The sequence below is a fragment of the Bradyrhizobium sp. URHD0069 genome (assembly GCF_000701345.1).
Lineage (GTDB): Bacteria > Pseudomonadota > Alphaproteobacteria > Rhizobiales > Xanthobacteraceae > Bradyrhizobium.
In genome coordinates, this window is record NZ_JNIJ01000009.1 from 21,520 (window position 1) to 47,947 (window position 26,428).

Annotated in this window: 25 protein-coding genes; 6 read left to right on the top strand and 19 right to left on the bottom strand. The window is 60.6% G+C overall.

Annotation, left to right across the window (positions count from 1 at the left end; all coding sequences use genetic code 11):
• Window positions 1–134 precede the first annotated feature (134 nt).
• The 3 genes from N554_RS0103075 to N554_RS40780 all read right to left on the bottom strand — a co-directional run bounded on the left by N554_RS0103075 (window position 135) and on the right by N554_RS40780 (window position 2,834).
• Window positions 135–1,682 carry a L,D-transpeptidase gene (locus N554_RS0103075; protein ID WP_029582128.1) on the bottom strand — a complete coding sequence of 516 codons (1,548 nt, stop codon included), beginning with the start codon at window positions 1,680–1,682 and terminating at the stop codon, window positions 135–137.
• Window positions 1,683–2,314: 632 nt separating this feature from the next.
• On the bottom strand, window positions 2,315–2,578 hold the full coding sequence (locus tag N554_RS0103085) for a hypothetical protein (protein ID WP_029582129.1): 264 nt from the start codon (window positions 2,576–2,578) through the stop codon (window positions 2,315–2,317).
• Window positions 2,579–2,669: 91 nt separating this feature from the next.
• The gene (locus N554_RS40780; RefSeq protein ID WP_197033399.1) at window positions 2,670–2,834 is read right to left on the bottom strand and encodes a hypothetical protein; all 165 of its coding nucleotides are present in this window, start codon (window positions 2,832–2,834) and stop codon (window positions 2,670–2,672) included.
• Between the two features lie 401 nt (window positions 2,835–3,235).
• Here N554_RS40780 and N554_RS0103095 point away from each other — a divergent pair, with 401 nt between their 5' ends.
• The gene (locus N554_RS0103095) at window positions 3,236–3,559 is read left to right on the top strand and encodes a hypothetical protein (RefSeq protein WP_029582130.1); all 324 of its coding nucleotides are present in this window, start codon (window positions 3,236–3,238) and stop codon (window positions 3,557–3,559) included.
• 25 nt (window positions 3,560–3,584) lie between these two features.
• Here N554_RS0103095 and N554_RS0103100 read toward each other — a convergent pair whose 3' ends face one another.
• The 11 genes from N554_RS0103100 to N554_RS0103160 form a co-directional block, all read right to left on the bottom strand.
• A complete protein-coding gene (locus N554_RS0103100) occupies window positions 3,585–4,553 on the bottom strand; it encodes a zinc-binding dehydrogenase (protein WP_029582131.1) in 969 nt (322 codons plus the stop codon).
• A gap of 233 nt (window positions 4,554–4,786) precedes the next feature.
• The gene (locus tag N554_RS0103105) at window positions 4,787–5,803 is read right to left on the bottom strand and encodes a 2-dehydropantoate 2-reductase (protein WP_029582132.1); all 1,017 of its coding nucleotides are present in this window, start codon (window positions 5,801–5,803) and stop codon (window positions 4,787–4,789) included.
• A 117-nt stretch (window positions 5,804–5,920) separates the two neighbouring features.
• Window positions 5,921–6,337 carry a CBS domain-containing protein gene (locus N554_RS0103110; RefSeq protein ID WP_029582133.1) on the bottom strand — a complete coding sequence of 139 codons (417 nt, stop codon included), beginning with the start codon at window positions 6,335–6,337 and terminating at the stop codon, window positions 5,921–5,923.
• A 293-nt stretch (window positions 6,338–6,630) separates the two neighbouring features.
• Window positions 6,631–7,923 carry an oxalate/formate MFS antiporter gene (gene oxlT, locus N554_RS0103120; protein ID WP_029582134.1) on the bottom strand — a complete coding sequence of 431 codons (1,293 nt, stop codon included), beginning with the start codon at window positions 7,921–7,923 and terminating at the stop codon, window positions 6,631–6,633.
• Between the two features lie 205 nt (window positions 7,924–8,128).
• Window positions 8,129–9,628, bottom strand: coding sequence for a tripartite tricarboxylate transporter permease (locus N554_RS0103125; protein ID WP_029582135.1), 1,500 nt, complete (start codon window positions 9,626–9,628; stop codon window positions 8,129–8,131).
• Window positions 9,629–9,670: 42 nt separating this feature from the next.
• Entirely contained in the window at window positions 9,671–10,168 is a 498-nt protein-coding gene (locus N554_RS0103130) for a tripartite tricarboxylate transporter TctB family protein (protein WP_029582136.1), read from the bottom strand.
• Window positions 10,169–10,255: 87 nt separating this feature from the next.
• Entirely contained in the window at window positions 10,256–11,263 is a 1,008-nt protein-coding gene (locus tag N554_RS0103135) for a Bug family tripartite tricarboxylate transporter substrate binding protein (protein WP_029582137.1), read from the bottom strand.
• Window positions 11,264–11,765: 502 nt separating this feature from the next.
• Entirely contained in the window at window positions 11,766–11,903 is a 138-nt protein-coding gene (locus N554_RS40785) for a hypothetical protein (RefSeq protein ID WP_197033400.1), read from the bottom strand.
• 219 nt (window positions 11,904–12,122) lie between these two features.
• Complete coding sequence (frc, locus tag N554_RS0103150) at window positions 12,123–13,400, bottom strand: formyl-CoA transferase (protein ID WP_029582138.1); 1,278 nt, start codon at window positions 13,398–13,400, stop codon at window positions 12,123–12,125.
• Between the two features lie 86 nt (window positions 13,401–13,486).
• Window positions 13,487–15,223, bottom strand: a complete 1,737-nt coding sequence (gene oxc / locus N554_RS0103155) for an oxalyl-CoA decarboxylase (RefSeq protein WP_029582139.1) — start codon at window positions 15,221–15,223, stop codon at window positions 13,487–13,489.
• Window positions 15,224–15,303: 80 nt separating this feature from the next.
• Window positions 15,304–15,999, bottom strand: coding sequence for a GntR family transcriptional regulator (locus tag N554_RS0103160; protein WP_051677303.1), 696 nt, complete (start codon window positions 15,997–15,999; stop codon window positions 15,304–15,306).
• Window positions 16,000–16,348: 349 nt separating this feature from the next.
• Here N554_RS0103160 and N554_RS0103165 point away from each other — a divergent pair, with 349 nt between their 5' ends.
• Window positions 16,349–18,478 carry an acetate--CoA ligase family protein gene (locus N554_RS0103165; RefSeq protein ID WP_029582141.1) on the top strand — a complete coding sequence of 710 codons (2,130 nt, stop codon included), beginning with the start codon at window positions 16,349–16,351 and terminating at the stop codon, window positions 18,476–18,478.
• 189 nt (window positions 18,479–18,667) lie between these two features.
• A complete protein-coding gene (locus tag N554_RS0103170) occupies window positions 18,668–19,057 on the top strand; it encodes a DUF1236 domain-containing protein (protein ID WP_029582142.1) in 390 nt (129 codons plus the stop codon).
• Window positions 19,058–19,116: 59 nt separating this feature from the next.
• Here the strand turns inward: N554_RS0103170 and N554_RS0103175 are convergent, their stop codons facing one another.
• The 3 genes from N554_RS0103175 to N554_RS0103185 all read right to left on the bottom strand — a co-directional run bounded on the left by N554_RS0103175 (window position 19,117) and on the right by N554_RS0103185 (window position 20,883).
• Window positions 19,117–19,506, bottom strand: coding sequence for a VanZ family protein (locus tag N554_RS0103175; protein WP_245283505.1), 390 nt, complete (start codon window positions 19,504–19,506; stop codon window positions 19,117–19,119).
• A 166-nt stretch (window positions 19,507–19,672) separates the two neighbouring features.
• Window positions 19,673–20,287: a thiamine pyrophosphate-dependent enzyme gene (locus N554_RS0103180; RefSeq protein ID WP_029582144.1), complete on the bottom strand. Its 615-nt coding sequence runs from the start codon at window positions 20,285–20,287 to the stop codon at window positions 19,673–19,675.
• An 8-nt stretch (window positions 20,288–20,295) separates the two neighbouring features.
• Window positions 20,296–20,883: a thiamine pyrophosphate-binding protein gene (locus N554_RS0103185; RefSeq protein WP_029582145.1), complete on the bottom strand. Its 588-nt coding sequence runs from the start codon at window positions 20,881–20,883 to the stop codon at window positions 20,296–20,298.
• Between the two features lie 246 nt (window positions 20,884–21,129).
• Here N554_RS0103185 and N554_RS0103190 point away from each other — a divergent pair, with 246 nt between their 5' ends.
• A complete protein-coding gene (locus N554_RS0103190) occupies window positions 21,130–22,179 on the top strand; it encodes a hydroxyacid dehydrogenase (protein ID WP_029582146.1) in 1,050 nt (349 codons plus the stop codon).
• 537 nt (window positions 22,180–22,716) lie between these two features.
• Entirely contained in the window at window positions 22,717–22,929 is a 213-nt protein-coding gene (locus tag N554_RS0103200; protein ID WP_029582148.1) for a hypothetical protein, read from the top strand.
• A gap of 93 nt (window positions 22,930–23,022) precedes the next feature.
• On the opposite strand, the gene ald is transcribed toward N554_RS0103200, so the two are convergent.
• Complete coding sequence (gene ald / locus N554_RS0103205; protein WP_029582149.1) at window positions 23,023–24,132, bottom strand: alanine dehydrogenase; 1,110 nt, start codon at window positions 24,130–24,132, stop codon at window positions 23,023–23,025.
• Window positions 24,133–24,271: 139 nt separating this feature from the next.
• Between ald and N554_RS0103210 the strand changes: the two genes are divergently transcribed.
• Entirely contained in the window at window positions 24,272–24,772 is a 501-nt protein-coding gene (locus tag N554_RS0103210; RefSeq protein WP_029582150.1) for an Lrp/AsnC family transcriptional regulator, read from the top strand.
• Window positions 24,773–25,690: 918 nt separating this feature from the next.
• Here the strand turns inward: N554_RS0103210 and N554_RS0103220 are convergent.
• The gene (locus tag N554_RS0103220) at window positions 25,691–26,413 is read right to left on the bottom strand and encodes a DUF1045 domain-containing protein (RefSeq protein WP_029582152.1); all 723 of its coding nucleotides are present in this window, start codon (window positions 26,411–26,413) and stop codon (window positions 25,691–25,693) included.
• Window positions 26,414–26,428: the final 15 nt, after the last annotated feature.

Consider the following 26,428-nt stretch of genomic DNA (forward strand, 5'->3'; position numbering starts at 1 on the left):
GGGGATGGTACGGCCGAGCAACGCGACATCCAGGTCTTGTATCGCACTGCCTCCGCATGTCGCTGCGCTCATGCGGGCTACTCGCTGGAAATGGACCCCGAACAACCATGCGCCTGCCCGCGGCGTGCCGCGTCTTACCACGACCAGCCCGGTTGCACCTGTTGATAGTACTGCCCGCCGCGCCGGCGCGTATTGGCAGGCGGTTGGGGGTTCGAATTGGGTTGGAAAAAGGGGAAGAAGCTGTCGGCGCCCCAGTCGTTGCCGCCCGCAACGAGGACATCGGGCGTGCGCGGGCGCGTAATGAAGCCGCCCTGGGGCTGGTTGCTAAGCACCGCGATGAACTCGGTTCGATAGTTGGTCTCGCGGCTCAGCGGCTCGTCCGAGACGATGATCGAGGATCGCGGCAATGCGGTCGGCGCGATGCGATCGAGCACATCCTGCGGGATGGTGATGCGGTCGAGCGCGTTCCTGGCGTCGTCCCCGTGGTCGATCGTGACCGCGGTCCAGCGCAGGCCCGCGTCGTTGCGCGCCACCGCCGTGAACACATGCGTGCCGATCCGCTTCTCGGGATTGCGGATCGTGACCGGAACCTCGATGGTCGCATCGAACACCTCGCCGCCCCCGTCCGGCGCCGGCTTGCGCGTGGTGCGCCGCACGTAAAGCTTCTGCGTCGCGCGGCTAATGTAGACCGAGACCGGCTCGAGCGCGAGCTTCGCCTCGCTCGCTGCTTTGGCGGTGTCGGGCTTCCTCGTCTGGGCCGCTTTGGCGGTGTCCTTTGCGGCGGCGGCTGCTTCGAGCTTCGATTTCGCGTCGGCCCTGGCGGTGTCGAGCTGCGTCCCTAGGTCCGCCGCCCTGGCGGCCACCTTTTGCTTGAGGTCCTCGGCCCGCGCCTTGGCCTCGTCTGTCTTGGCCGCGGCGAGCACTTTGTCGGCGTAGGCGAGCTCGGCGTCGGCGCGGGTCTTGAGCCCTTCCAGCTTGCGCAGCGACGCCGCGAGCGAAGCTGTCTCGCGCGCCGCGGTCGCGGCGGCCTTCTTCGTTTCGTCGGCCGTCTTTGCGGCCTCCGCGGCCTCGCGGACAAGCGTCTCGGCACGCGCGGGAGCCGCCGCGACCGCCTTCGCATTCGGCACCAATAGTGCCGGGTGGGAGAACTCAACCGGGGCCGCGTCGTTCGGCGAGATGATCACCCGCATACCGATCCGCGTCTTGTCGAACAGCTTCTCAGCAAAGCCGTAAGGCATCCGCACGCAGCCGTGCGAGGCCGCATATCCGGGCAGCGGCCCGCCGTGCAGCGCGATTCCGTTCCACGTGATGCGCTGCATGTTCGGCATCTCGGCATCGTCATACATGTTCGAGCGGTGGTCCTCGTTCTTTTCGACGACGGCGAAGACGCCGGCTGGCGTCTCGCGTCCCGTGGTGCCGGTCGACACCGGCGCGCGCAGGATCCAGCCCTCGGCGTCGTAGAAAGTGACCTGCTGGGTCTTGATCGACACGATCGCCATGATCGGCTCGCCTGCATCGCGCGGCGCCGTCGCCTCGGTGGGTGCCGCGGGGCGCGCCTGTCTCGCCGCGGCGCCGGCGGTCAGCGCCGTGTGTGCGGCCAACGCCACGAGCGTAACAATGGCGAGAAGCCCCCAACGCCGTATCTCCACGGTAGGTTGCGCCGTCGCAAATCGAATTGCCATGCCATGCTCCGGTGGAAATGCCCGTCCGCGCCTGCGTCGATTCAAGTGTCATATACCACAGCCCGCGCAGGAGGAAGCGCGGCTGAAGTTCGCAGATATTGCTGCAAAACTGCCAAAATGCCGATCGGCTAATTTTCCGCGAAAAGACGAAACGAGCGACAATCGTCGATCAATGCAGCCTCAAACCCGTTACCGGAATCACAGAGGGAATGCGCGTGCGTGCGCGGGAGGCCGAGCAAGAATGGCGGGCGGAGCGCGGCTTCGCAAAAAAGGGACCGCTGCCGAAGAAACGACCGTCAAAACTCAGGCCGCAGCCGCCGGAGCGCAAGGAAGTCGAACGCAGACAGCAACGCCGTCAGCAACGGATCGAGCGCGGGGTTCTGCGGCTTCCGCTGTTAAAGTGTGTCGGGCCGGTGCTTGAATAGCAACGCCGCCGGTCAGCCGTTTGGGAGCTGGCCGACGACGCCGACCAAAACAGATGGCGGGAGCCATCACGGCACTGTAGCACGACAACGATGGATCATGACCATGAACCGCCACCAGCGCCGCAGCGATCTGCGGTGTTTCAAGCGCGAGGCGCACAGAGCGCACCTTGTGACGCACCTGATCGCCGCTGATGCGCCGCTCGACGGTCATCCGCTGCTTTCACACGGGCTTTCGTATTGGCGCAGCAACATCCAGCAGCGGCGACCGTTCTGCCCCGCATGCAGGGCCAGCTTTGCCGACGATGCGCATCCTGGCGCGTTCTTGTTCGCGACACCAGCCGTCGCGCCGACATCGCGAGCGTCTCGGCGTTCTGCGACCAGTGCTGGCATGATCTGCCGCCCGAGGTGATCGAGCGCGAGGCAGCGCGCGTGCTGCGGCGCTTGATCCCCGGCGGAAGGTTTCTCGATCATCAGGACACACGACGATGAAGCCGGACACTGTGGCCAGATGACTGGGATCAGCGAGCGATGCTGGCACGAAGTGGTTTATAACTATCTCGGCTTACTGCGGCCAATCCGTGTAGAGCATGATCCCGATCATAATCATCGAGCCGACTGCGACCACCACCGAGCAGATCACCGGCAACTCTTCGAGCACGGCGACAACGCCCGCCCGCCCGCTAAGAGTTCTCTTCATATGCGCGAAACGCCAGCCTGCCACACCCATTCGGAAACTCCGTTTGGCCCCCAGCAGCGGCGGTCTAACTCTATCAACGCAAAGCGCGTGCCTGACTATAGCCGATTCGGGTGTACCCTTGGATCAAGGTGAAGAAACCCTTCAGCCCTATTGTCAGGGCGGGTGCTGCTTCTGCGGCAAGGCCCGTCGCGCACAAGGTCGAGGAAACGATCTTCTCCGACAAGCCGCTGCCGATCCGCCACCCGCTCACGAGCTACATCTCTCGATGGCTGCAAACGCCTTGAGATCATCTCCCACGAGGACATCGACACTCAGGCCGACCCGGTTATCGTGCCGTTCGTCGCGACTGCCGTCGCGCAGGCGATGCGATGGTATGACCCCGAGAAGCTGGGCGCATCGCGGTTGGCTATAGGCAATGCGATCCGGTTGATGTGCCGCGCCCAAAGAGCCGTGAGGGCGATCACTTCGGTGCGGCGATCGGGCTGCGGTCACTGCTTGAGAGCTTTACGCCGACGATCCCCGAGTTCGCGCTCGACCAGCACACACTCGCCGGGAAAAAGCTGGGCCGTGGTCTCGATCACTTCCGCAAGGAAGGTGCGAAGCCGGTACCGGAGCCGACAGCACCGGACCCGTACATCGAGGAAGCCTACAGGCTCTGGGCGATCAAGCATGCGCGCCCGATGACAGGCTCCGCGACGAAGCAATCCATCTATCCTCGGGCGGAAGCGTGGATTGCTTCGCTGCGCTCGCAATGACGATCTCAATCGCCACAGCGTCCGGCTACAGCGTCACCACAATCTTGCCGAGATGCCGGTTGGCTTCCATGTGCTCGAACGCCTTGCCGATATCGTCGATTGCAAACACCCTGTCGATCGGCAGTTGCAGTTTGCGCGATTCCACCGCCGGCCAGATATCCTTGCGGACTTCGTCAAAAATCTCGCGGATCTCCTCGATCGAGCGGGTGCGGAAGGTCACGCCGATATAGTTGATGCGGCGCGCGGCGTGCAGGTCGAAGTTGAAATCAGCATGGGTGCCGCCGAGCCTGCCGACATTGACGATACGGCCCTTGATCCTGGTGGCCGCGAGATTCTGGCTCGCGACCTTGCCCGAGACCTGATCGACGATCAGGTCGACGCCTTCGCCGCCGGTAGCCTTCAGCACTTGGTCGACCCAACCGGGGTCGCTGGAATCCACCGCCAGGTCGGCGCCAAATTCCTTCAGCCGGCCGCGGCGCATCGCATCAGTTGAAGATCCGATGACCATCTTGGCGCCCTTGAGCTTTGCGATCTGCAGCGCCATCAGGCCGACGCCGGAGCTTGCGCCTTGAATCAGCACGGACTGGCCGGGCTGCAGGGCGCCGTTGGTAACGACCGCATTGTGCATGGTGGTGAGCGCGATGGGCAGGGTGGCAGCTTCCTCAAAGTTCATATTTGAGGGTGTGCGAAACAGCCGGCCGTGATCGGCGAGCGTATACTCCGCAAAGGCGGCAGCGCCGGAGCCCATCACCTTGTCGCCCGCTTTAATGCCTTTGGCTTGCGGTCCGACCTCGGCGACCTCGCCCGCCCATTCCATCCCCAGCACGGCGCCGACGCCGCCGGCGCTGCCATGGGCATGGCCTTTGGTCATGCCGAGGTCGGCGCGATTGAGGCCGCAGGCGCGCACGCGAACCAGAACCTGCGTGCCCTTCGGCGCGGGTTTTGGGACATCGGTGATTGCAGTGCCATTGGCGCCGTAGACATAAGCCTTCATGACGTGATTCCTTTGGGTCGGGATGAAAGCCGCTATTCAGCGGCCTGACGGCGCGGACCGGACATCATGCCTTCCAGCAGTTCGGTAAATCGCGTCTTTATCATTTCTGATCCCTGACTATTTCCGCGACGCGGGCACCCGCGCACGCCTGCCGTTTCTGAATTTTCGGGCAGCAGGATGCCGTCACGCCCCGGAAATGTCCACGGGGCCCAATAGAGGTCAGGACAACGCGATCATGCAAAAACGCGGGATTTTACTTCGACCGGCGGGTTCATCCCATACAGTCCGGCGATTTTCGCGCGCTGCGCAACCAGCGCCAGTACTGTGTCGAGCGCGGGTGTCGGAATCTGCGTCAGGCGGCCCATTTCCTGAACCACTGTAACCAGCGGGTCGATCTCCATCGGCCGCCCGCGTTCGAGATCCTGCAGCATCGAAGTTTTGTGGGCACCGACCTTGCGCGCGCCCTCGATGCGCCGCTCGATATCGACGCGGAATTGGATGCCGAAGATATCGGCGATCGCCTGGGTTTCCAGCATGATCGCCTTGGACAATGCGCGGGTTGCCGGATCGGAGCAGATCACGTCAAGCGTTGCATGGGTCAGCGCGCTAATTGGATTGAGGCAGACATTGCCCCACAGCTTGAGCCAGATTTCGTCGCGGATGCGGTCGAGCACCGGAGCCTGCATTCCAGCCTCCATAAACAAGTTGGAAAGCTGCTGGATGTCCGAACTGGACTCGCCCGAAGGCTCCCCGATCGGAAAGCGATCGCCGTAGACGTGGCGGATCACGCCGGGCGCCTCGATCTCGGTTGCGGGATAAACGATGCATCCGATGGCGCGCTGCGGCGTAAGCTCGCGCCATTGCCGTCCGCCGGGATCGATGCTCTCCAGCGTCGATCCTTCGTAGCGGCCGCCGTGCTTGTAGAAATACCAATAGGGAATCCCATTCACGGCGGTGACGATGCGCGTTCGCGGCCCGAGCAACGGCCGCATCGGCTCGATCGCGCCGGTGATGGAATGTGCTTTCAGGCAGATGATGACATAGTCCTGCGGTCCGAGCTCGGAAGGATTGTCGGTGCAGGGCGGCCGCACCACGCGTTCTTCATCGCCGATCAGCAATTTAAGTCCGTTCGCGCGCATCGCGGCGAGGTGCGCGCCGCGAGCGACGAGGCTGACGTCGACGCCTGCGCGCGCCAGCTGCACACCGAGATACCCGCCGATCGCGCCGGCACCGTAGATGCAGATCTTCATGAGGATTTTTCCGAGCGAGTGATGGAATTTCAGCGCAGCTCACTCGCCGGGCTTTGATCAGAATTTCAAAGCCAGCTCGATTGCAGCTATCGGATCGCCTTACCGGGCAGAAATAGATCAGGCCGCGGCGGTCGCCTGATCATCGAACGCGGTTGAAATGTCGCGAATGCTGACGACGCCGATCAGGCTGTAATTGTCGATCACTGGCAGATGGCGGATATGGTGCCTGTTCATGAGATGACGAACATGTTCGAGCGTATCGCTCGAACTGCAGGAGATCAGCTGCGGCACAGGAATCAATTGCGAGATCTTCAGATTAACGCCGGCTGCTCCGTGCTCGGCAATCGCGCGGACGACATCGCGCTCCGTGAACATACCGACCGCGGTATTGCCTTCGGTCCGGACCACGTCCTTGATCACAAGTGCGCTGATATTGCTGGCGCGCATCAATTGGGCGGCAATGCCGACGGTTTCGTTCATTCGAACCGTCGCAACGCGGGCAGTTTTCTTGCGCAGGATGTCTCCGACTTGCATCGCAACCTCCTTCAGATGAGCCGCAGGACGCCTTTCACGCGAAGCAAATTGGTATACATTATGCCAATTGTCAATGTCAAAATTTCAATCAAAAACTCCTTACAGAGCAGCGAAAGAGGCAGGAACACTGACGTTTTTCGTTACCCGTGATGGGAGTGTGTCCCATGCGGCGGCGTGCGAAAACTTGACCGAACGGGCCGCTGGTATACCAGCGGCCGGAGAGCTCAACGCAAAAAAGCACGCCCATCCCTTGGGATGAGCGCGCTCTTTTGAGACGATCCGTGCGGGGCGGATTACGACGTTTGGGATTTCGCGACCACGACTTTGCGCCACGGCTTCAGAACGGCAATCGCGAGCAGCGAGGCGAGAATATTCGCTCCCGCGGCGATGATGAACACGGTGTCCCACGTGCCGGACGACTGCTGCATGTAATTCGCGACCGGCACCAGCAACGCTGCGGTGCCTTTGGCCGTATAGAGCAGGCCGGCATTGGTGGTTGCGAATTTCGAGCCGAAGGTGTCGGTGCAAGTGGATGGAAACAGCGAGTAGATCTCGCCCCAGGCGAAGAACACGAAGCCCGAGAGCAGCACAAACCAGACCGGATCGTGGCCCCACATATAGAGCGCGTAGATGCCGACGCCTTCCATGCCGAAGGCGAGAAACATCGTATTCTCGCGGCCGATCATGTCGGAGATCCAACCGAAAAATGGCCGGGTCAGGCCGTTGAGCACGCGGTCAATGGTCGCAGCGAACGTTACCGCGGTCATCGTCATTGCCATCAGCGTGACCGGAACGTTGTCGATCTTCCAATCGGCCGCGATCGGCTTCAGGTTCGCCGTGACCATCAAGCCGCCGGCGCCGACGATCACAAACATGAAATACATCAGCCAGAAAATCGGATGGCGAATGACTTCGGTTGGCGCGTAGTTGCGCCGGGTCTGGATGATGTTGGTATTCTGGGTCACCGCGGGGACCTGTCCCGTTTTTGGCGCGAACAGGAAGAAGGCGAGGATGACAATGATCAGGCCTTGTCCGAGACCGAAATAAAGGAACGTGGCCTGGAAGCCGGAATCCTTGATCATCGCCTGAATGGGCGCCACCGTCAGCGCCGAACCCGCACCGAACCCTGCCGCGGTGATACCGGCGGCAAGGCCGCGCTTGTCGGGAAACCATTTCAGCGCGTTGCCGACGCAGGTGCCGTAGACGCCACCGGCGCCGATGCCCGCGATGATCATCCCAAGATAGTAGCCATTGAGCGAAGTCGCTTGGGCATTCATCGCCCATCCGATGGCGCACAGTATACCACCAATCAGGACCACAAGGCGCGGGCCGTATTTATCGACAAACCAGCCTTCAACCGGCACCAGCCAGGTTTCGAACAGCACGAACAGCGTGAAAGCCCACTGGATCGAGGCGCGGTCCCAGCCAAATTTTTTCTGGATGTCGGGGACGAAGAAGGTCCAGCCATATTGATAGTTGGCGATCATCACCATCGCGCCGACGCCGATGGCCAGTTGCGTCCAGCGATAGGCGTCGCTGACCCGGTTCGCTGTGGAGGTCGCCGCGCCTTGAACTATGTCCGTCATCAATCTCTCCCAAGTGCTGTTCTTGTTGAAGCCGACAGCTAGGGAGAGTTTGGTATATCATATGCCAGTAGACAAGCAGAATCTTGACAAATTGTCGCAGAGGTTGGGGACCAAAAGCCCGGTCGTTCGTGCGCAAACATCGTTCGATGCTGCGATGCAATCAACCTCATCCAAGCGATAGGAGAGGGGTGTTTCCCGATTGTATTCAGGCGGCCGCTGTTCGCAAGCGCGTGTAGCCTTTCTGGATCGCCGACCAGAACAGGGCAATCAGGCCCAGGATCATGATCGTGCTCACCAGCGTGTTGGAGAAGAACACACCGAGCGACCCTTGTGACCCGAGCAGCGACTGCCGGAATGCCTCTTCCGCTTTGTCGCCGAGCACAATCGCCAATACCAACGGGGCGAGAGGGTAATTGCACTTCTTAAGAAGGTAACCGACCACACCGAATACCAACATCAGCATCACGTCGAATGTGCTGCTGTGTACCGAATAGGCGCCGATCGCACAGAGCACCAGAATGAGCGGAGCGATGATGCTGAACGGCACTCGCAGAATTGCTGCGAAAATCGGTACGCAGGTGAGCACGACGAGGAGGCCAACGAGATTGCCGAGATACATCGAGGCGATCAGACCCCAGACAAATTCCTTTTGCTCGGTGAACAACATCGGGCCGGGCTGCAGGCCCCAGATCAGCAGGCCGCCGAGAAGAACGGCCGCCGTCGGGGAGCCGGGCACGCCAAGCGAAAGCATCGGCAACAATGCCGCGGTACCGGCGGCATGCGCAGCGGTTTCCGGAGCGATCACGCCTTCGATTTCGCCCTTGCCGAAATTGTTGCCGTTCTTCGAGACCCGCTTGGCGATGCCGTAACTCATGAATGACGCCGGCGTTGCGCCTGCCGGCGTGATACCCATCCAGCAGCCAATGATGCAGGAGCGCAGCGACGTCACCCAGTATCCGGGCAGCCTCTTCCAGGTTTGCAGCACGACCCGCAAATTGATCTTGGCGTTGCCGCCGCGGAAGCTCAATCCTTCTTCCATCGTCAAAAGGATTTCTCCGATGCCGAACAGGCCGATGACCGCGATCAGAAAATCGAAGCCATTGAGCAATTCCGTGAACCCGAACGTCAACCGCAATTGTCCGGTGATAGAATCAAGTCCGACCGCGGCAAGTGCAAAGCCGATCATCATCGCCGCGATTGTTTTAAACGGCGGCTCCTTGCTCAAGCCGACGAAACTGCAAAACGCCAGAAAATATACCGCGAACTTCTCCGCAGGACCGAATTGCAATGCGAAGCTTGCGACCAGCGGGGCGACCAGCGTGATCATGATGACGGCGAACAGCGCGCCGACGAATGAGGAGGTGAAGGCGGCCGCCAAGGCCTCGCCGGCCTTGCCTTGCTGCGCCATCGGGTAGCCGTCAAATGTGGTCGCCACCGACCACGGTTCGCCCGGTATGTTGAAAAGAATTGAGGTGATCGCGCCGCCGAACAACGCGCCCCAATAGATGCAGGACAGCATGATGATGGCCGATGTGGGCGGCATGCTGAAGGTCAGCGGCAACAGGATCGCAACGCCGTTGGCGCCGCCTAGTCCCGGAAGCACGCCGATGATAACGCCGAGCATGATGCCGACAAACATCACCATGATGTTGAAGGGTTGCAGAGCTACGCTGAAGCCCTGAAAAAGGTTGGCGATTTCTTCCATTTTGGTAAGTCCTGCAAACCGTGAGCTGACTACACGATGACTCTAGAGACCGAGCCATTCCTCGATTGGACCTTTGGGAAGCGGGACCAAAAACCAACGTTCGAAAATAAAGTACGTGACGATGGGCATGCCAAACGCCACGGCTATGACTGTCAGCCAGCTGTATTTGCCGAGCCATCGCATGAACCACCCGATGAAGATGATCGAGGCGACATACAGGCCGATAAAGGGCATCGAGCCGACATAGATCGCGGTGGGTACAACGACGCTCATGACTCGACGAAGCTGTCCCCACTCTGCGAACAGTCCGTCGTTCTCGTCACGCAGCCCGTTCCAGAGATTGACCGCGCTGGCAGCGACGATGAAGATTCCGATATAGAATGGAACGAAGCCGGCGCGCGGGCCCTCAGCGCCCCAGGTGATTCCAGCTTTCAGGCTGCCGATGATCACGAGCGCTCCGAAGAGCGCGATCAGCACCGCGATGCCGGCTTCGACAGCCTTGTGCGTCGGGCCGGCATTGTGTGAACTATTGGTAGCCATCAAAGATCCCCCCGGGAATCGAACCCCTTGGATTCGAAACCGCCACTGCGCTGTGCGCTCGTTCAGCGTTCGATTTATTGCCTTCGATCAGTTTCCCGTGGCGAGGAAACCAGCCTCTTTCATCAGGACTTCGTGGCGTTTTTGCTCCACTTCGACCCACTTGGCATAGTCGTCGCCGGTCAAGAAGGTCGTGTTGAACGCGCCACTTTTCATGAAATCCTGCCACTCGGGAGTAGCGCGAACCTTTTTGAAAAGATCGATGTAGTATTCGACCTGATCCTTGGTGGCCTTGGGTGACATGAAGACGCCGCGCAGCATCAGATATTCCATGTCGAGGCCCTGCGATTTGCAGGTCGGAATATCCTTCCAGCCCTTTCCGTTGACGACCTGTTCGTCATAGGCCATCGGCTTACTATCGAACACGCAGAGTGGACGTAGCTTGCCGCCGCGCCATTGCGCCACCGCTTCGATTGGATTGTTCACACTGGAATCGATGTGATTGCCGACAAGCTGCACCGCGACTTCGCCGCCGCCCTTATAGGGAATGTAAGTGAATTTCGTACCGACTGCCTTCTCGATGGCGACCGTAATGATCTGGTCTTCCTGTTTCGATCCCGTGCCGCCCATCTTGATACTGCCGGCCGGCGCTTTCTTCACGGCGTCGACGTAATCCTTGACGTTGTTGTAGGGCTTCTCGGCATTGACCCAGAGTACAAATTCGTCGAGCGCGAGCATTGCGACCGGAGTCAGATCTTTCCAGCTGAACGGAATTCCGGTTGCAAGCGGTGTGGTGAACAGGTTCGACAGCGTGATGATGATCTTGTGCGGATTGCCCGGCGATGTCTTCAGGTCGAGAAAGCCTTCACCCCCGGCGCCGCCGGATTTGTTGATGACGACCATCGGCTGCTTCATCAGATTATGCTTGGTGACGATACCCTGGATGGTGCGGGCCATCTGATCTGCGCCGCCGCCGGTACCGGCCGGGACAATGAATTCAACCGGCCGCACCGGCTCCCATGCAGCAGAAGCCGCGATACCGCTCGCGCACAATGCAGCGATCGCCGTTAGTCCAACACACAAGACAGAACGTCTCATTGCTTCTCTCCCCGTAAGACTTAAATGCGCCGGTCTTTGCCGACTTTGCTATCAATTCATCCCAATCAAGTTTCGGATCTTACCGACTTCCAATTAGCGATTAGGTCGCGACGACTGCCCGTTTCCCGGAGCTGTTGCTGGCCACAATTGTAAGGGGACCTTTCCGCGGCGGCATCCACTTCTTTTGGACCATTGCGACTCTCCGACAGCAACGAACGGGATGCATGACGAACGGCAAAACCCTGCCAAATCGCTCTGCCTTGGATTCGCAAGCGCCGCCGGCCGCATATTGGTATGCGATATGCCAGAGTGCAACGACTAGTCGCGCCGGATTGCTGGCGCGGCTAATTTGTCGCAGAAACGCCTAGGTTGTGAGATCGTCAAGTGTCTACCTCTCATAAGAAAATGACCCCGAAATCGGGGCCATAGCTCTTGGGTAGAAACCAGCATTCAGGTGCCAACGGCATGCCTGCAGTTTCGTTTTGCCGTTTCAGATAAGCGCTCAGAGGCCGAAATAGGGGAGATCGCCATTGCGTACCGCGGCGCGGGCGCTTGCCATCAGCAGACGGTCGATAGAAGCCATCAGCCGGCCAAACAAGCCATTGGAGGGCGCCAAACCAATGGAAGCAGTCTTGGACATAAAGGTCCCCTTTTCTGGAAGCAGCAGGCCGCTGCATCATCATCCGGAGGCAATCTACGTATACCAGATACCAGCAACCACCGCTTTGTTTGCATAGCAGCATTTTGGCTTTTGCAGCGCAACATAGGAAATGGAACTGTCGCTATCCAGGCAAAATAACAGATGAATCAAAAGGCCGCCGGAAACCGGCGGCCTTTGAAACATGCGGCGCGGGCGCGCCTATTCAGCGGCGATCTTTCGCGGCGGGTCGAGCGCGCCGGAATCATGGATCTCCGCCACCTGGTGATCAGTAAAGCCGAGAACCCGCCGCAGGATTTCGTCGGTATGTTCGCCGAGCAAGGGCGAGCGCGTGACCTCGGTTGGGCTATCCGACATCTTGATTGGATTACCGACCGACAGGTATTTGCCACGCTCGGGATGATCCACCTCGACCACCGTGCCGGTAGCGCGCAGCGACTGATCTTCCGCCAACTCCTTCATCGACAGGATCGGACCGCAGGGAATGTCGTCCTTGTTGAGAATCTCCATCGCCTCGAACTTGGTCTTGGTCATGGTCCATTGTTCGATGCGCGCGAAAATCTCGTTGAGGCGCGACAGCCGGGCAGGGGGCTTGGCGTAATCGGGATGGGTTTTCCAGCCGGGCTCGCCGATCACATCGCAGATTTTCTCCCAGACCGGCGCCTGGGTGATGAAGTAGATGTAGGCGTTAGGATCGGTCTCCCAGCCCTTGCACTTCAAGATGCGACCCGGCTGACCGCCGCCGGAATCGTTGCCGGCGCGCGGCACCGCGTCGCCAAACGGGATCCCTTCGCCGTACTGGCTGTACTCCTTGAGCGGGCCATGGGCGAGGCGCTGCTGATCGCGTAACTTGACGCGCGCGAGGTTGAGCACACCGTCCTGCATGGCGGCGGTGACCTTTTGTCCCTTACCGGTCATCGTGCGCTGGTAAAGCGCGGCGACGATGCCGAGCGCCAGATGCAAGCCGGTGCCGCTGTCGCCGATTTGGGCGCCGGTGACCAGCGGCAGTCCGTCACGAAAACCGGTGGTCGAAGCCGCGCCGCCGGTGCACTGCGCGACGTTCTCATAAACCTTGCAGTCCTCGTAAGGTCCGGGGCCGAATCCCTTGATCGACGCCACGATCAATTTCGGATTGATGCTTTGAATCTTCTCCCACGGAAATCCCATGCGATCGAGCACGCCGGGCCCGAAATTTTCCACCAGCACGTCGCATTTCTTGATCAATGCGGTGAGGACTTCCTTGCCCTTCGGGTTTTTGGTGTCGAGCGTGATCGAGCGCTTGTTGTGGTTGAGCATGGTAAAATACAGGCTGTCGACATTCGGGATGTCCTGCAATTGACCGCGCGTAATATCGCCGACACCGGGGCGTTCGACCTTGATCACGTCGGCGCCGAACCATGCCAGCAATTGCGTGCAGGTCGGTCCGGACTGGACGTGGGTGAAATCGAGAATTCGAACGCCCTGCAGGGCCTTTGTCATCGTCTTGCTCCGTGTCGTGTCTGCTCCTGCGCGTGCAGGAAGGAGTGGGGGCGGGGCCGTGTGCGGGTCCCGCCGGAAAGGGCCGGTTACTTCTTTTTCAGCTTGCTCTGCGGATTGAGGTTGCCGATGCGGCCGCTCTCGCTGCCGGCGGCCGGGTCCAGCACGGCATTGATCAGGGTCGGCTTGCCTGAATCCATCGCGGCGTTGACGGCGCGCCTGAGTTCGTCCGGTGATGTCGCATTGACGCCGACGCCGCCAAAGGCTTCGATCATCTTGTCGTAACGCGAGCCCTTGACGAACACGGTCGGCGCGGGATCTGAGCTCACCGCATTGACATCGGTGCCGCGATAGATGCCGTCATTGTTGAAGACGACGATGCAGACGGGAAGCTTGTACCGGCAGATCGTCTCGACCTCCATGCCGGAGAAGCCGAAGGCCGAGTCGCCTTCGACGGCGAGCACCGGCTTGCCGGTTTCGATCGCGGCGGCGATGGAATAGCCCATGCCGATACCCATGATCCCCCAGGTTCCGACGTCGATACGCTTGCGCGGCTGATACATGTCGATGATGCCGCGGGCGAGATCGAGCGTATTAGCGCCTTCGTTGACCAGGATCGCGTCCGGCCGCTCCTTGATGATGGTGCGCAGCACGCCGAGCGCGCCGTGGTAATCCATCGGCGAATTGTTGTTCATCAGCCGCGGCGCCATCTTGGCGACGTTGTCGTCCCGTTTGGCCTTGACGGCGCCGGTCCATTCCGAAGGAGGCGCCGGCCATTTGCCGTCGATGCCGGCCAGCAGTGCTGCGACACAGGAGCCGATGTCGCCGACCACGGGTGCGACGATTTCGACGTTGGAGTCCATTTCCCTGGGCTCGATGTCGATCTGGATGAATTTTTTCGGCGCATCGCCCCAGGTCTTGCCCTTGCCGTGCGACAGCAGCCAGTTGAGCCGGGCGCCGATCAGCATCACGACATCGGAGTCCTTGAGCACGGTCGAGCGCGCCGCACCGGCGCATTGCGGATGGGTGTCAGGCAGAATGCCCTTGGCCATGCTCATGGGGAGGAAGGGAATTCCGCTATTTTCGACCAGCGCACGAATGGCGTCATCGGCCTGCGCGTAGGCAGCGCCCTTGCCGAGGATGATCAGCGGACGTTTTGCATTCTTGAGTACGTCGAGCGCGCGTTTGACCGCGTCGGGGGCGGGGATCTGGGCAGGCGCCGCGTCGATCACCTTGACCAGCGACTTCTTGCCGGCCTCGGCGTCCATTATCTGGCCGAACAATTTCGCGGGCAGATCGAGATAGACGCCGCCCGGCCGTCCCGAGACGGCGGCGCGGATCGCGCGCGCGAGGCCAATGCCGATATCGGCGGCATGCAGCACGCGGAACGCCGCTTTGCACAGCGGCTTCGCAATGGCGAGCTGATCCATTTCTTCATAGTCGCCCTGCTGCAGGTCGACGATTTCGCGCTCGGACGAGCCCGAGATCAGGATCATCGGAAAACAGTTGGTGGTGGCGTGCGCCAGCGCGGTCAGGCCATTGAGGAAGCCAGGCGCCGAGACCGTGAGGCAGATTCCGGGTTGCTTGGTCAGGAAGCCGGCGATCGAGGCGGCGTAGCCGGCGTTCTGTTCGTGGCGGAACGAGATGACGCGGATGCCCTCGGCCTGCGCCATGCGGCCGAAGTCGGTGATCGGGATGCCCGGTACGCCGTAGATCGTCTTGATGCCGTTGAGCTTGAGCGCTTCGATGACGAGATGAAAGCCATCCGTCAGCTCTTGCTGGGCTTCGGCTTTATTTGCATCAATGCTTTGTACTACTGCGGACATTCCGCTTTCTCCCTGATCGTTTTTTTGACGCGGACGAGTTTCATTGCCTTCCAAGTCGTCGCCCGAAGTGAAGACTGCAGTTAGCTAAAGAGTTCTTGTCCGTGGGCTTCGACATAAGCGGCAAGGCCGAGCGTGTGATCGCGCGCGCGCTTTTCCGCAAGCTCGGTGTTGCGTTCTTCGAGCGCTTCGATGATGGCCAGATGCTCGGGCAGCGACACCGCGGTGCGATCCACCCGTCCGATCGTTAACTGCCGGTAGCCGCGAACGTGCAGCAGGATATCGTTGGTCATATCGACCAGCACCGGCGACTCGCTGAGCGAGATCAGCGCCTGGTGAAAGGCGATGTTGGCCTTGGAATATTCTTCGACGTGATCCTGCGGCAGGCGATCTTTGCCAAAATTCCTGAAAAAGTCGCGCAGCGCGGAAATGTCCTTCTTGCGGGCGGTGGTCGTGATCAGCCGCGCGGCCATGCTCTCGAGCGCGGCCCAGGCCCGGATCATGTCTACGATCTCGCTCTTGGTCCGACGTACGACCACAATACCGCGGCGTGGCACGGTCCTGACGAAGCCGTCCTGCTCCAGCATCGCGATCGCTTCGCGGATCGGGGTCCGGCTGACCCCGAGGCGCTCCGACAGGGCGCGCTCGTCGAGCATGACCGGTTCGGGCGTCGCATAAATGTCCATCTTCAAGATGGCTTCCTTCAAGGCCTCATAAGCCTTGTTCTTGAAGCTCGTCTCCGGGGCAATTCGGACGATTGCGATCTCTGGCTCGGCCATGGTGGGCGACGCCTTGGTTTGTTTCAGTATGGGCACGACTGATCTCCTCGCGGGAGACGTCTGTTTAACAAAAGATAGCACATTTATTTTTGGCATACCAAATGCCAGAATGTCAAGTTGCGTGTGTTTTCAGTAGTTCTGTCCGATGCCGTACCTTGACAAGTTCGCTTCTGGCATACCAAATGCCATCACTAGCCATTTTGATCCTGCGTCCGGAACCAGGCCGCGGCAAGCGTGAATGCGCGTTGCCATCACGGGGAACACCGATCAAGGGTGCGCAGGCGGTCACGATTTTGAAGCCGCCCACGCTGCCGACGAACCAAAAAAATCGATCTCAAGGAGGAAGCCAATGTCGAATTCCAAAGATGCGGTCCGCAATATCCTCGGCCTGGTCAAAGCGGACAAACGCACAAGTCTGACGGCGCCGGAAGGCAAACTGGTGTGCGATGCCTACGGAATTCCGGTTCCGAAGGAGGGGGTCGCCAAATCCGCAAGTGAAGCATCGAAGATCGCGACCGACATGGGCTTCCCGGTCGTCATGAAGATTGTCTCGCCGGATATTCTTCACAAGACTGAAGCGGGCGGCGTGATGGTGGGAGTGAAGACCGCTGCGGACGTCGAAAAGAATTACGCCACCATTTTGGCGAACGCCAAGAAATACAAGTCCGACGCCAAGATCGAGGGCATTCAGGTCCAGCAGATGCTGCTGGGCGGGCAGGAAGTCATTATCGGTGCGGTCACCGACGGATCGTTCGGCAAGCTCGTGGCCTTCGGCCTTGGCGGCGTGCTGGTCGAGGTGCTCAAAGACATCACCTTCCGGCTCGCGCCGGCGACCAAGCAGGATGCGCTCTCGATGCTGGACGGCATCCAGGCCCATGAGATGCTCAAGGGCGTGCGCGGCAGCGACCCGGTCAACCGCGATGCGATCGCCGATATCATCGTCAACGTCTCGCGGCTTATCACCGATTTTCCTGAAATCGCCGAGATGGATCTGAACCCGGTGTTCGCCACCAAGGCCAACGCGATTGCCGCCGACGTGCGTATCGTCGTCGACTTCGCGCCGAAACCGCCGCGTCCGCGTCCTAACCACGACGACATCGTGCGTCAGATGAACCGGATCATGAAGCCGAAGGCGGTTGCGGTCATCGGCGCCTCCGCCGAGAACGGCAAGATCGGCAACTCCGTGATGAAGAACCTCATCAACGGCGGCTACAAGGGCGAGATCTACCCGATCCATCCCAAGGCCGATGAGATCATGGGCAAGAAGGTCTACAAGTCGGTCAAGGATGTGCCCGGCGAGATCGATATCGCCGTGTTCGCCATTCCAGCCAATTTCGTCGCCTCGGCGCTCACCGAATGCGGCGAGAAGAAAATCGTCGGCGCGATCCTGATTCCATCTGGCTATGCCGAAACCGGCAATATGAAGGGCCAGGAGGAAATCCAGGCCATCGGCCAGAAATACGGCATCCGCCTGATGGGGCCGAACATCTATGGCTTCTATTACACCCACGCCAATCTGTGCGCGACGTTCTGCACCGCCTACGACGTCAAGGGCTCGGCGGCGCTGTCGTCGCAGTCTGGCGGCATCGGCATGGCGATCATCGGCTTCTCGCGCTCCGCCAAGATGGGCGTCTCCGCGATCGTCGGCCTCGGCAACAAGTCGGATATCGACGAGGACGATTTGCTGACGTTCTTCGAGCAGGACGACAACACCCAGATCATCGCGCAGCATTGCGAAGACCTGAAGGATGGCCGCGCCTTCGCCGAAGTCGCGAAACGGGTCTCGAAGAAGAAGCCGATCGTGGTGCTGAAGGCCGGCCGTACCTCGGCCGGTGCCAAGGCCGCGAGCTCGCACACCGGCGCGCTGGCCGGTGACGACAAGATCTATGAGGACGTGTTCAACCAGTCCGGCGTGATTCGCGCCCGTTCGCTGCGCGACATGCTGGAATTCGCCCGCGGCATTCCGGTGCTGCCGACGCCCAAGGGCGAGAACATCGTCATCATCACCGGGGCAGGCGGGTCAGGCGTGCTGCTGTCGGACGCCTGCGTCGACAACAAGCTCTCCCTGATGACCATTCCGCCGGATCTCGATGCGGCGTTCCGCAAGTTCATCCCGCCGTTCGGCGCGGCGGGCAATCCGGTTGATATCACCGGCGGCGAGCCGCCGATCACTTACGTCAACACCGTGAAGCTCGGGCTCGAAGATCCGCGCATCCACGCGCTGATCCTCGGCTACTGGCACACCATTGTGACGCCGCCGATGGTGTTTGCGAAGAACATGGTCGAAGTGAAGAACGAGATGAAGGCGAAAGGCATCGAAAAACCGATCGTGGCGTCGCTGGCAGGGGATATCGAGGTCGAGGAAGCGGCCGATTATCTCTATCAGAACGGCATTGTCGCTTATGCCTATTCGACTGAAATCCCGGTCGCCGTGCTCGGCGCCAAATACAAATGGGCGCGTGGAGCAGGCCTGTTGTAAAATCCTCAAACAAGCAGAGCCCCTAAAATGCCGTCCGGTTTCCGGGCGGCATTTTTGTGGCGCTGCTCCATTTTTTTGGAACTTCGTTATCGGAAGTGAAGCGCGCCCATTGTGGAACCGTCGCAAGACGCCGGAACATCCATCCTGTCCGTTTGTTGACCAGTATCGCCAATTTTACTGGAGGACATGATGAAGAACCGTCTTGCTGTTTCGTTGCTTGCGGCGTCGCTTTTTGCGTCCGGCGCGGCGTATGCTCAATCCACCACCGCGACCGGTGCGGCGGAAGGTGCCAGGACCGGCGGCGCAGTCGCTGGCCCGGTCGGCGAAGTCGTCGGTGGCACCGTCGGCGGGGCCGTCGGCGCTGGCCTGGAAATCCCGAACGCCGTGATCGGCTCGATTCAGGGTGAGCGCGCGCCGTCCGTTACTGTGCGGGAGCGGATCGTTGTGGGTGAGCCGCTGCCTTCGACCGTCGAACTGCGGCCGGTTCCCAACTACACCGAATATCGCTATGCGGTTGTCAATGACCGCCGCGTGATCGTCGAGCCGAGGACGCGCAAGATCATCAAGATCATCGAGTAGTCGGACAAACATTTATGAGCCAATCCTCGCGGGATGCGCTCCCGCGAGGATTTCTCATGTCATGACGCGTTGGCGTTGGCTCGACGCGATCGTTGAACTGCGCGATCCAGTCCGGCAGCGACGGCGAGCCCGACACAGGCTGCGAGCGCATCGACCACAAAGTCCTCAAACCTCGCATGCCTTCCCGGCGCCCATAACTGCAGGATTTCGATGACGCCGATCATCACGACGGAAATCGCCGAGATGAGCAGCCGATTCGACGTGTAGGCCAGACCAAACGCCAGCCCGATCAGGATGAAAGCCAGCGCATGCTCGCCATCCTGACCAAGACCGAACTGCGGCCGCAAGCTTGGCGGTCCCAGGGTTGCGAAGGTGACGGCGGCGGCCAGAAGCCAGGCCAATGATTTCAGGATGGTTGTTGTCATGGAGATGAGGATATCACGATTCATCGATTGGATATCCTCTCACGATAACTCGCGATGTCCCTGTAGTTAACGGGGCCCGCGCGCGTGTTCCGCAAAAGCGGCTACAGGTCTGCCGAAAAAATGGGCGCCAGTTGTTGGGCTGAAATTTTCTCCCGGTTAGCTGAACCCATTAACCCCGAAGTTCCTCTGGTCATAGCGCTTGCCGCACGCCGAGGCCGAGCATGAAGCGTTCCCTGATCTGCACGGGATCGCGGCGGGTGGCCCCGACCCCCGGCTTTTCGTCGATGCGCACCGCAATCAGTGTCGGTCCGGAACCTGACAAGGATTGTTCGACAAGCCGCTCGAAGTCCTCTTCGTCGGCGGCCCAGGCACTGTTGGCGAGGCCGCAGCCGGTCGCGATGGCAACGATATCCGAAACTTCCGCGGCGGGGGTCGGTTGCGCGCCGGTGATTTGGTAAACGCCGTTATCCATCACGATCATGGTGAGGTTTTTCGGCGCCAGCGTCGCAATGGTCGACAGGCATCCCAGTTGCATCAATAGCGAGCCATCTCCTTCAAGCGCGAAAACCCGGCGCTGGGGTTGGGCCAGCGCGACGCCGAGGGCGATCGGAAAGGCGAGGCCCATGCTGCCCAGCATGTAGAAATTTTGCGGGCGATGCCCGGCCGCCCATAGATCGAAATTCGTATTGCCGATGCCGCCGATGACGGCTTCCTCGTTCTTCAGCTTCGCGACCAGGCGCGAGGTGAGGTCGAACCGGTTCATCACCTTGGTATTGCGGGCGGGGCTGTTTGCTTCCTTGCTCATGCGGCCGCTCACTTGTCGAACACTTTGCCGCCGGTCAAAAGCGGCGACAGGATCAGCGCCACCGGCGCCTGCGTCGTGATGGCCTGCTTGATCGATCGATCGACGATGAACTCGAACTCGTCGAGCCGGGTCGCGGTGTGGTGCTCCATCGCCAGAGAGTCGAGCACCGGCCGCATGGTGCGGCAGACCAGCGATTGCCCGTAATTGAATTCGCCGAGCGTGCCGCGTTCCGACACGAACATGATCAGTGGAATCTGATAAGGGATCGCCAGCGACGCCAGCACATTTGCCAGCGTCGCGAATCCGCTCGTCTGCATCAGCACGGCGCCGCGCACGCCGCCCATCCACGCGCCGGAGACGATGCCGACCGCTTCTTCCTCGCGCGCGGTGGGAAACGTCGTGAAGAACGGATCGGCGTGAAGATTCTTGATCAGCGTCGTCAGCACGCGGTCGGGAACGTAGGGTACCAGCCTGATGTCGTTGCGCTTGAGCGTTTGCAGCACCACCTCATGCCAGGCTTTCTCACGAGAGGGCTTCTCATCCAACGCCTTCTCATCCAAGCTCTTGAACGAGGTTTTTCCCTCGGCAGCCGCCATTGAACTCTCCCTTAACTGCGCGGCGATTTTTCGTTCGTGACGTACTCGCGGCCGTCCTGCCGAGGCGCCAAAACTTGACGCGATCTGCGGGATTGTCAACATGTCCTGATCGTACCCGTGATCTGCGCCTCGCGGCGATACGGCTATGCGGGCGTGCGATAGAACAAGTACCGCCGGAGCTGGCGACCCCAGCACCACATCCTCGTGACCAACCCCGCTATGGCCTCCCCGAACTTAAGGTCTGCTATGCCCGTCAACAACAAGCGCGTGTTCTACGTCAAATATTTGGCGCACGAGATCTATGCCGATATGCTGCGGGCGCGGCCCGATGTGCGCCTCGACCGGCTCGAGAACGAAAGCACCGATGAGATCGCCGCGCCGATTCTGGCGGCTGCGCACGCCTATCAAATAGGTGCGGCGCGCGACGAACTGGCGAAGCATTTCCATGTCGATCAGGGCTTGCTGCGGCGGGCGCCGAACCTGCTGATCGTCTCGAGCAATGGCGCCGGCTATGACCCCGTTGACGTCGAGGCCTGCACGGCCGCGGGCGTGCTGGTCGTCAATCAATCCGGCGGCAATGCGCACTCCGTGGCCGAACATGCGCTCGGAATGCTGCTCACGCTGTCGAAGCGAATCCTCGAGGCCGACCGTGCGCTGCGGCGCGAGGCGAATGTGAATCGCAATGCTTTGATCGGCACCGAGGCGCAGGGCAAGACGATCGGCATCGTCGGACTAGGAAACGTCGGCCGCCGCATCGCCGCACTCTGCCACGGCCTGCTCGGCATGAAGGTGCTGGCCTATGATCCCTATCTCTCGGCGGCCGAGATGGCGGCCCGCGGCGGCGAGAAGGTCGAGCTGGATGAGCTGCTGCGCCGATCGGACTACGTGTCGATCTCCTGTCCGCTGACGAAGGAAAGCCGCGGCATGATCGGCGCGCGCGAATTCGCGCTGATGCAGCCGCATGCGTATTTTATCACGACGGCGCGGGGCTTTATCCACGATGAAGCCGCTCTCCTCGAGGTGCTGCGCAACAAGCGTATTGCAGGCGCGGGTCTCGACGTTTGGGCCAAAGAACCGCCGCCTCCGGATCATCCGCTGCTGCAGTTCGACAATGTGCTCGCCAGCCCGCATACGGCGGGAGTGACTGGGGAAGCGCGGACCAATATGGGCAGGATTGCCGCCGAGCAAATACTCAATGCGTTCGATGGAAAGCGGCCGCCGCGCATCATTAACCCGGAAGTTTGGCCTCGCTACGCCGAGCGTTTCGAGCGGACTTTCGGTTTTACCCCGGCGTAGCGGTTTCGGACCGGCGCTTCGAGCGCGCAGTTTAGCAGAGAAAATTTCGAGCGTTCCCGGGCGGAATGCGGCAATACATCCTGTGGGTCAACGGCCGCACAACGGCGGCGTTGCTATTTTCGCCGCGGCCTCGACACAACTCTCGGGCGGGGCCATTTTGCGTGCTGCGCTCTTCTTCGCGGAACGATTGTTTGCGCGGGCGCGAGAGGGAAACGGCAATATGCGGCGGTTCGGTTCAATGCTGCGCTCTATGCGGTCCCGGATCGGACGCCGTCTGGCCCAGATCGTTGCTATTGCGGCGGCCAGCCTGCCGGCTGCAGGCGCGTAAGCAGACCTGCAATCCCCACCATCAAGCTACGTCCGCGTTGCCGCCGCGGCTTGCGCCTCTTGGAGCACGTCGTGCTCGTAGAGCCGCTTGCGGAACGCGGCGGGCAAGATTCGCTTGTTTACGCGGTTTTAATTTGCGTCAAACCGCTCTCCACGTGGTAAAGCTATATACGCCCAACTTGGCGCGACGGGCCCAAGAGGAGATATCCCATGTCGCGATTTGTCGTACGCTTTATGAAGGACGTGCTCGGCGGAAACGGCCGCGAGATCGAAATTTGCCAGCGCTCCCTGGAAATTGACGCCTTAAATGAGGGCCAGGCCAAAGAACTGGCAAAAAAGAAGTTCTGCGAAACCGAGGCGCTTTGCGAGTGGTCGCTGCATGCCGACCGAATCCAGATCAGGGAAGCCAACTTCCCGTCCTGAAAATTCCTCATGCGGCGTGGCATCGCCACTGAGACGGCGCCGCGATACCGGCGCGTACGACTGAATAAAATAGCAACCGGTAGCGCGCCGGGTTCAGGCGGCAATCGCGTCCGGTGGGCAGGAGAGGCCGAGACTCTCGGCCACCGCTTTATTGGTGATACGGCCGCGGTGAACATTCAGACCTGCCCGCAAATGCGGATCCTGCGTTACGGCTGCGAAGCCCTGGCTTGCGATCGCCAGGCCGAACGGCAGCGTGGCGTTGTTGAGGGCCTGGCTCGAGGTGAGGGGAACCGCACCGGGCATATTCGCAACGCAGTAATGGATGATGCCGTCGACCTCATAGGTCGGATCGGCGTGGGTCGTCGGACGGGACGTCTCGAAACAGCCGCCCTGATCGATCGCAACATCCACCACTACCGAACCCCGTCGCATCGACTTCAGCATCTCCCGGGTGACCAGCTTAGGCGCGCTCGCGCCGGGAACGAGAACGGCGCCGATCACGACGTCGGCAGCAAAGACCTCCTGCTCGATCGCCTCGGTCGTCGGGAAGCGTGTACGGACTCGCCCCGTGAACAGCTCGTCGAGTTCGCGCAGCCGGGGGATTGACCGGTCCAGGATCGTGACCTCCGCGCCGAGCCCAACGGCCATTCGCGCAGCGTGCGTGCCGACGACCCCGCCGCCGATGACCACAACGCGGGCCGGCACCACGCCCGGCACACCGCCCAACAAGATGCCGCGGCCACCCGCGCTGCGCTTGAGGGCGGAGCCCGCCGCTTCGATCGAAAGCCTTCCCGCCACCTCGCTCATGGGAGCCAGCAGGGGTAGGCCCCCCTTCGCATCGGTAACCGTCTCATAGGCAATCGCCGTGCAGCCGGAGGCCATCAGACCCTTTGCCTGCTCCGGGTCCGGTGCCAGATGCAGGTAGGTAAAGATGATCTGGCCCTCGCGTAGCTGGGACCATTCGCGAGCCTGAGGCTCCTTGACCTTCACGATCATATCGGCTGCGGCGAAAATCTCGGTGGCGGTGTCGGCGATAACGGCCCCCGCCTTGCGGTAGTCCTCATCAGTCGCTCCGATTCCGGCACCTGCATTCGTCTCGACGACCACGCTGTGACCTGCAGCCGCATACTCGCGAACCGTGCCTGGTGTCAGGCCAACCCGATACTCGTGGATTTTGATCTCTTTCGGCACACCGACGCGCATCGCTGTACACTCCTCTTGTCGAACCATGCCAATAATATGGGTAGGACTTTGGTTTGAATCCTTGCGATCTTGATGGCCTATTGCGAATTTTCGCCGGAACTTGCCCCAAATATGGGTATTTGCGCAGGAATCAAAACAGATGAAGGTCGATCACCTCGATAACATCGACACCACGATCCTGTCGGAGCTCGCGATCAATGCCCGAGCCAGCCAGGTCGATCTCGCCAAGCGGGTCGGGCTTTCGAGCACTGCGATCGCCCGACGGCAGAAGGTGCTGGAGGAAGAAGGTTTCATCCGCGGCTATCAGGCCGTTCTGGATTTAACGCGCTTCGGGCTCTCCACCACCGTTTTGGTCCGGGTCACGCTGGAAAGCCAAAACGAGGATGCGCTAAAATCATTCGAGGCCGCGGTCGTCGACTGTCCGTCGGTGGTTCGATGTTTCCTGATGTCAGGAAGCGACGACTACATCGTCATTGTGATGGCGCGCGATATCGAGGACTTCGAACGCATTCACCGAACCGAGCTTTCTCGATTGCCGCGGGTGGCGCGAATCCAATCGAGTTTCGCCATGCGCGAGGTCGTGAACCGGGCGGCGCCGCCAGTGATCTTCGCTGCATCGCGACGCCGTGCCAGGAAATAACCGCCGCGCGGCGTCCCCGATGCTCCCGATCCTGCGAAGATGACGCCACAGCGAGAGAAGAAGACGCCGAAGAACGTCGATCCTGGCAGCAGCATAAAGCGCACCGCATTTGCAGCTTGCTTGGTAAGTCGTCATTCCGCATCGGAACCTTACGGGCTCGAAAGAGTCGAGTCCGCGCTTCGGCTTTGATCCCCTGTCGAGCCGGAGCTTTCCAAGACGGTCCCGGCTTCCGCCCGCCGGGGCATACCCGACCCCTCATAGTGCCAGGCAGAGACAGATCACGGCCATGATTAGTGCCTCTGCTGCCGGCAAAGTCGTGTGCTGCGGCCGGCGGTTGCGAGCAGCGTTGGCCAAAAGTTCCGAGCCGGAAAAGTGTTTCTCTATGTCATCCATCGGACTGAAATTGCGACGAGCCTTCGTTACAAGAGCACCAATGGAGGACGTGCATGAAGCAATTTGACAGTCAAACTGTTATGGCTATGCGGGCCGCTCTTGACGAAGTCTGTCGGCACATCCCTGCAAACTCGAATTCGGCGCGCACTTTCGTCGCTAGCAGGATCCTGGAGTGCGCCAGCAGAGGTGAACAGACCTACGATGACCTCATGCTTGCCGGTCGTCGAGCGGTTTTGGATCGGTTCGCCGACGTCGAATCCGTTCGGGCCATGCTTATGAAATGAGATCGCATCCCGACGGTGGTGCACCGCCAGCCGAAGAAGCCCGCCTTAAGTCAAAAGTCCTTTGCTCCCGTCGCACATAATGCAGTGACATCATTGTAGGGCATGGCCTGCGTAGGGCATGGCCTGCGTAGGGCATGGCCTGCGCCTCTAAGGCCATCAGGCGTAGAGAAGATGGCAATCCATCCGGCGTTGTTTCCTGCCTGACCGCGGACACTTCCGCTGGGTTCCTCGTCTGTCATGACTAGGGACTCCGATCGAGTATATCCCCGATGCGAAGTTGCCAATGGCTGACGATCCGAAATGGCCGATCAACGTCGTCCTGACGGAATAGCGCGATCCTGTCGATCGCAAGAGACTTGAGACCGATTGCCGAAAAGCTGTTCCGCAGCATCTTCAAGACCAGCTCGCGTCGCTCAGCAGCAAGTCGACCCGTCAGCGTCATGTGGAAGCGGAAGTCTTCCATGACGTATGGATATCCCCAACCGTCGAGGTGCTCACGTTGGATCGGCGTCAATTGGGAAGGATTTCGTCGCGCACGGTCTTCGGAAGTAAGGAGCGCACGGAATGGATCGAATTCGCGGACACAATCGGCGGCAAGCCGGCTGAGCTCCGCCGAGGGCTCCGCCGGGATCACAGCGACAAAGCCGCTGATCGCACCCACGACGGGCCTGATGACCGGTATTGGCCGCGGCTTGTTGGCGAATGCCTTGCACGCGGCAAGAAGCTCGGCCTCGCTCTTGGCAGGCGACCGCGAGAACGGCGCTTTCAGCGTAGCATGAAAGCCGTATTTGCGTGGCTCCTTGGTCAGGTCCCGCCAATCCGGCACCGATTTTGTTATCTCATCGGGAAAGCGCAGATCGTCGCCCGAATGCGCGTCATAGCCGAGCAAATGCCCGCCGAAGCGATCGAGGTCGCTACCCGGTGCTGGAGCATAGTAGATCGCGTAGCGCGGATAGTCGGCCATCAGCTGAGAATAGAG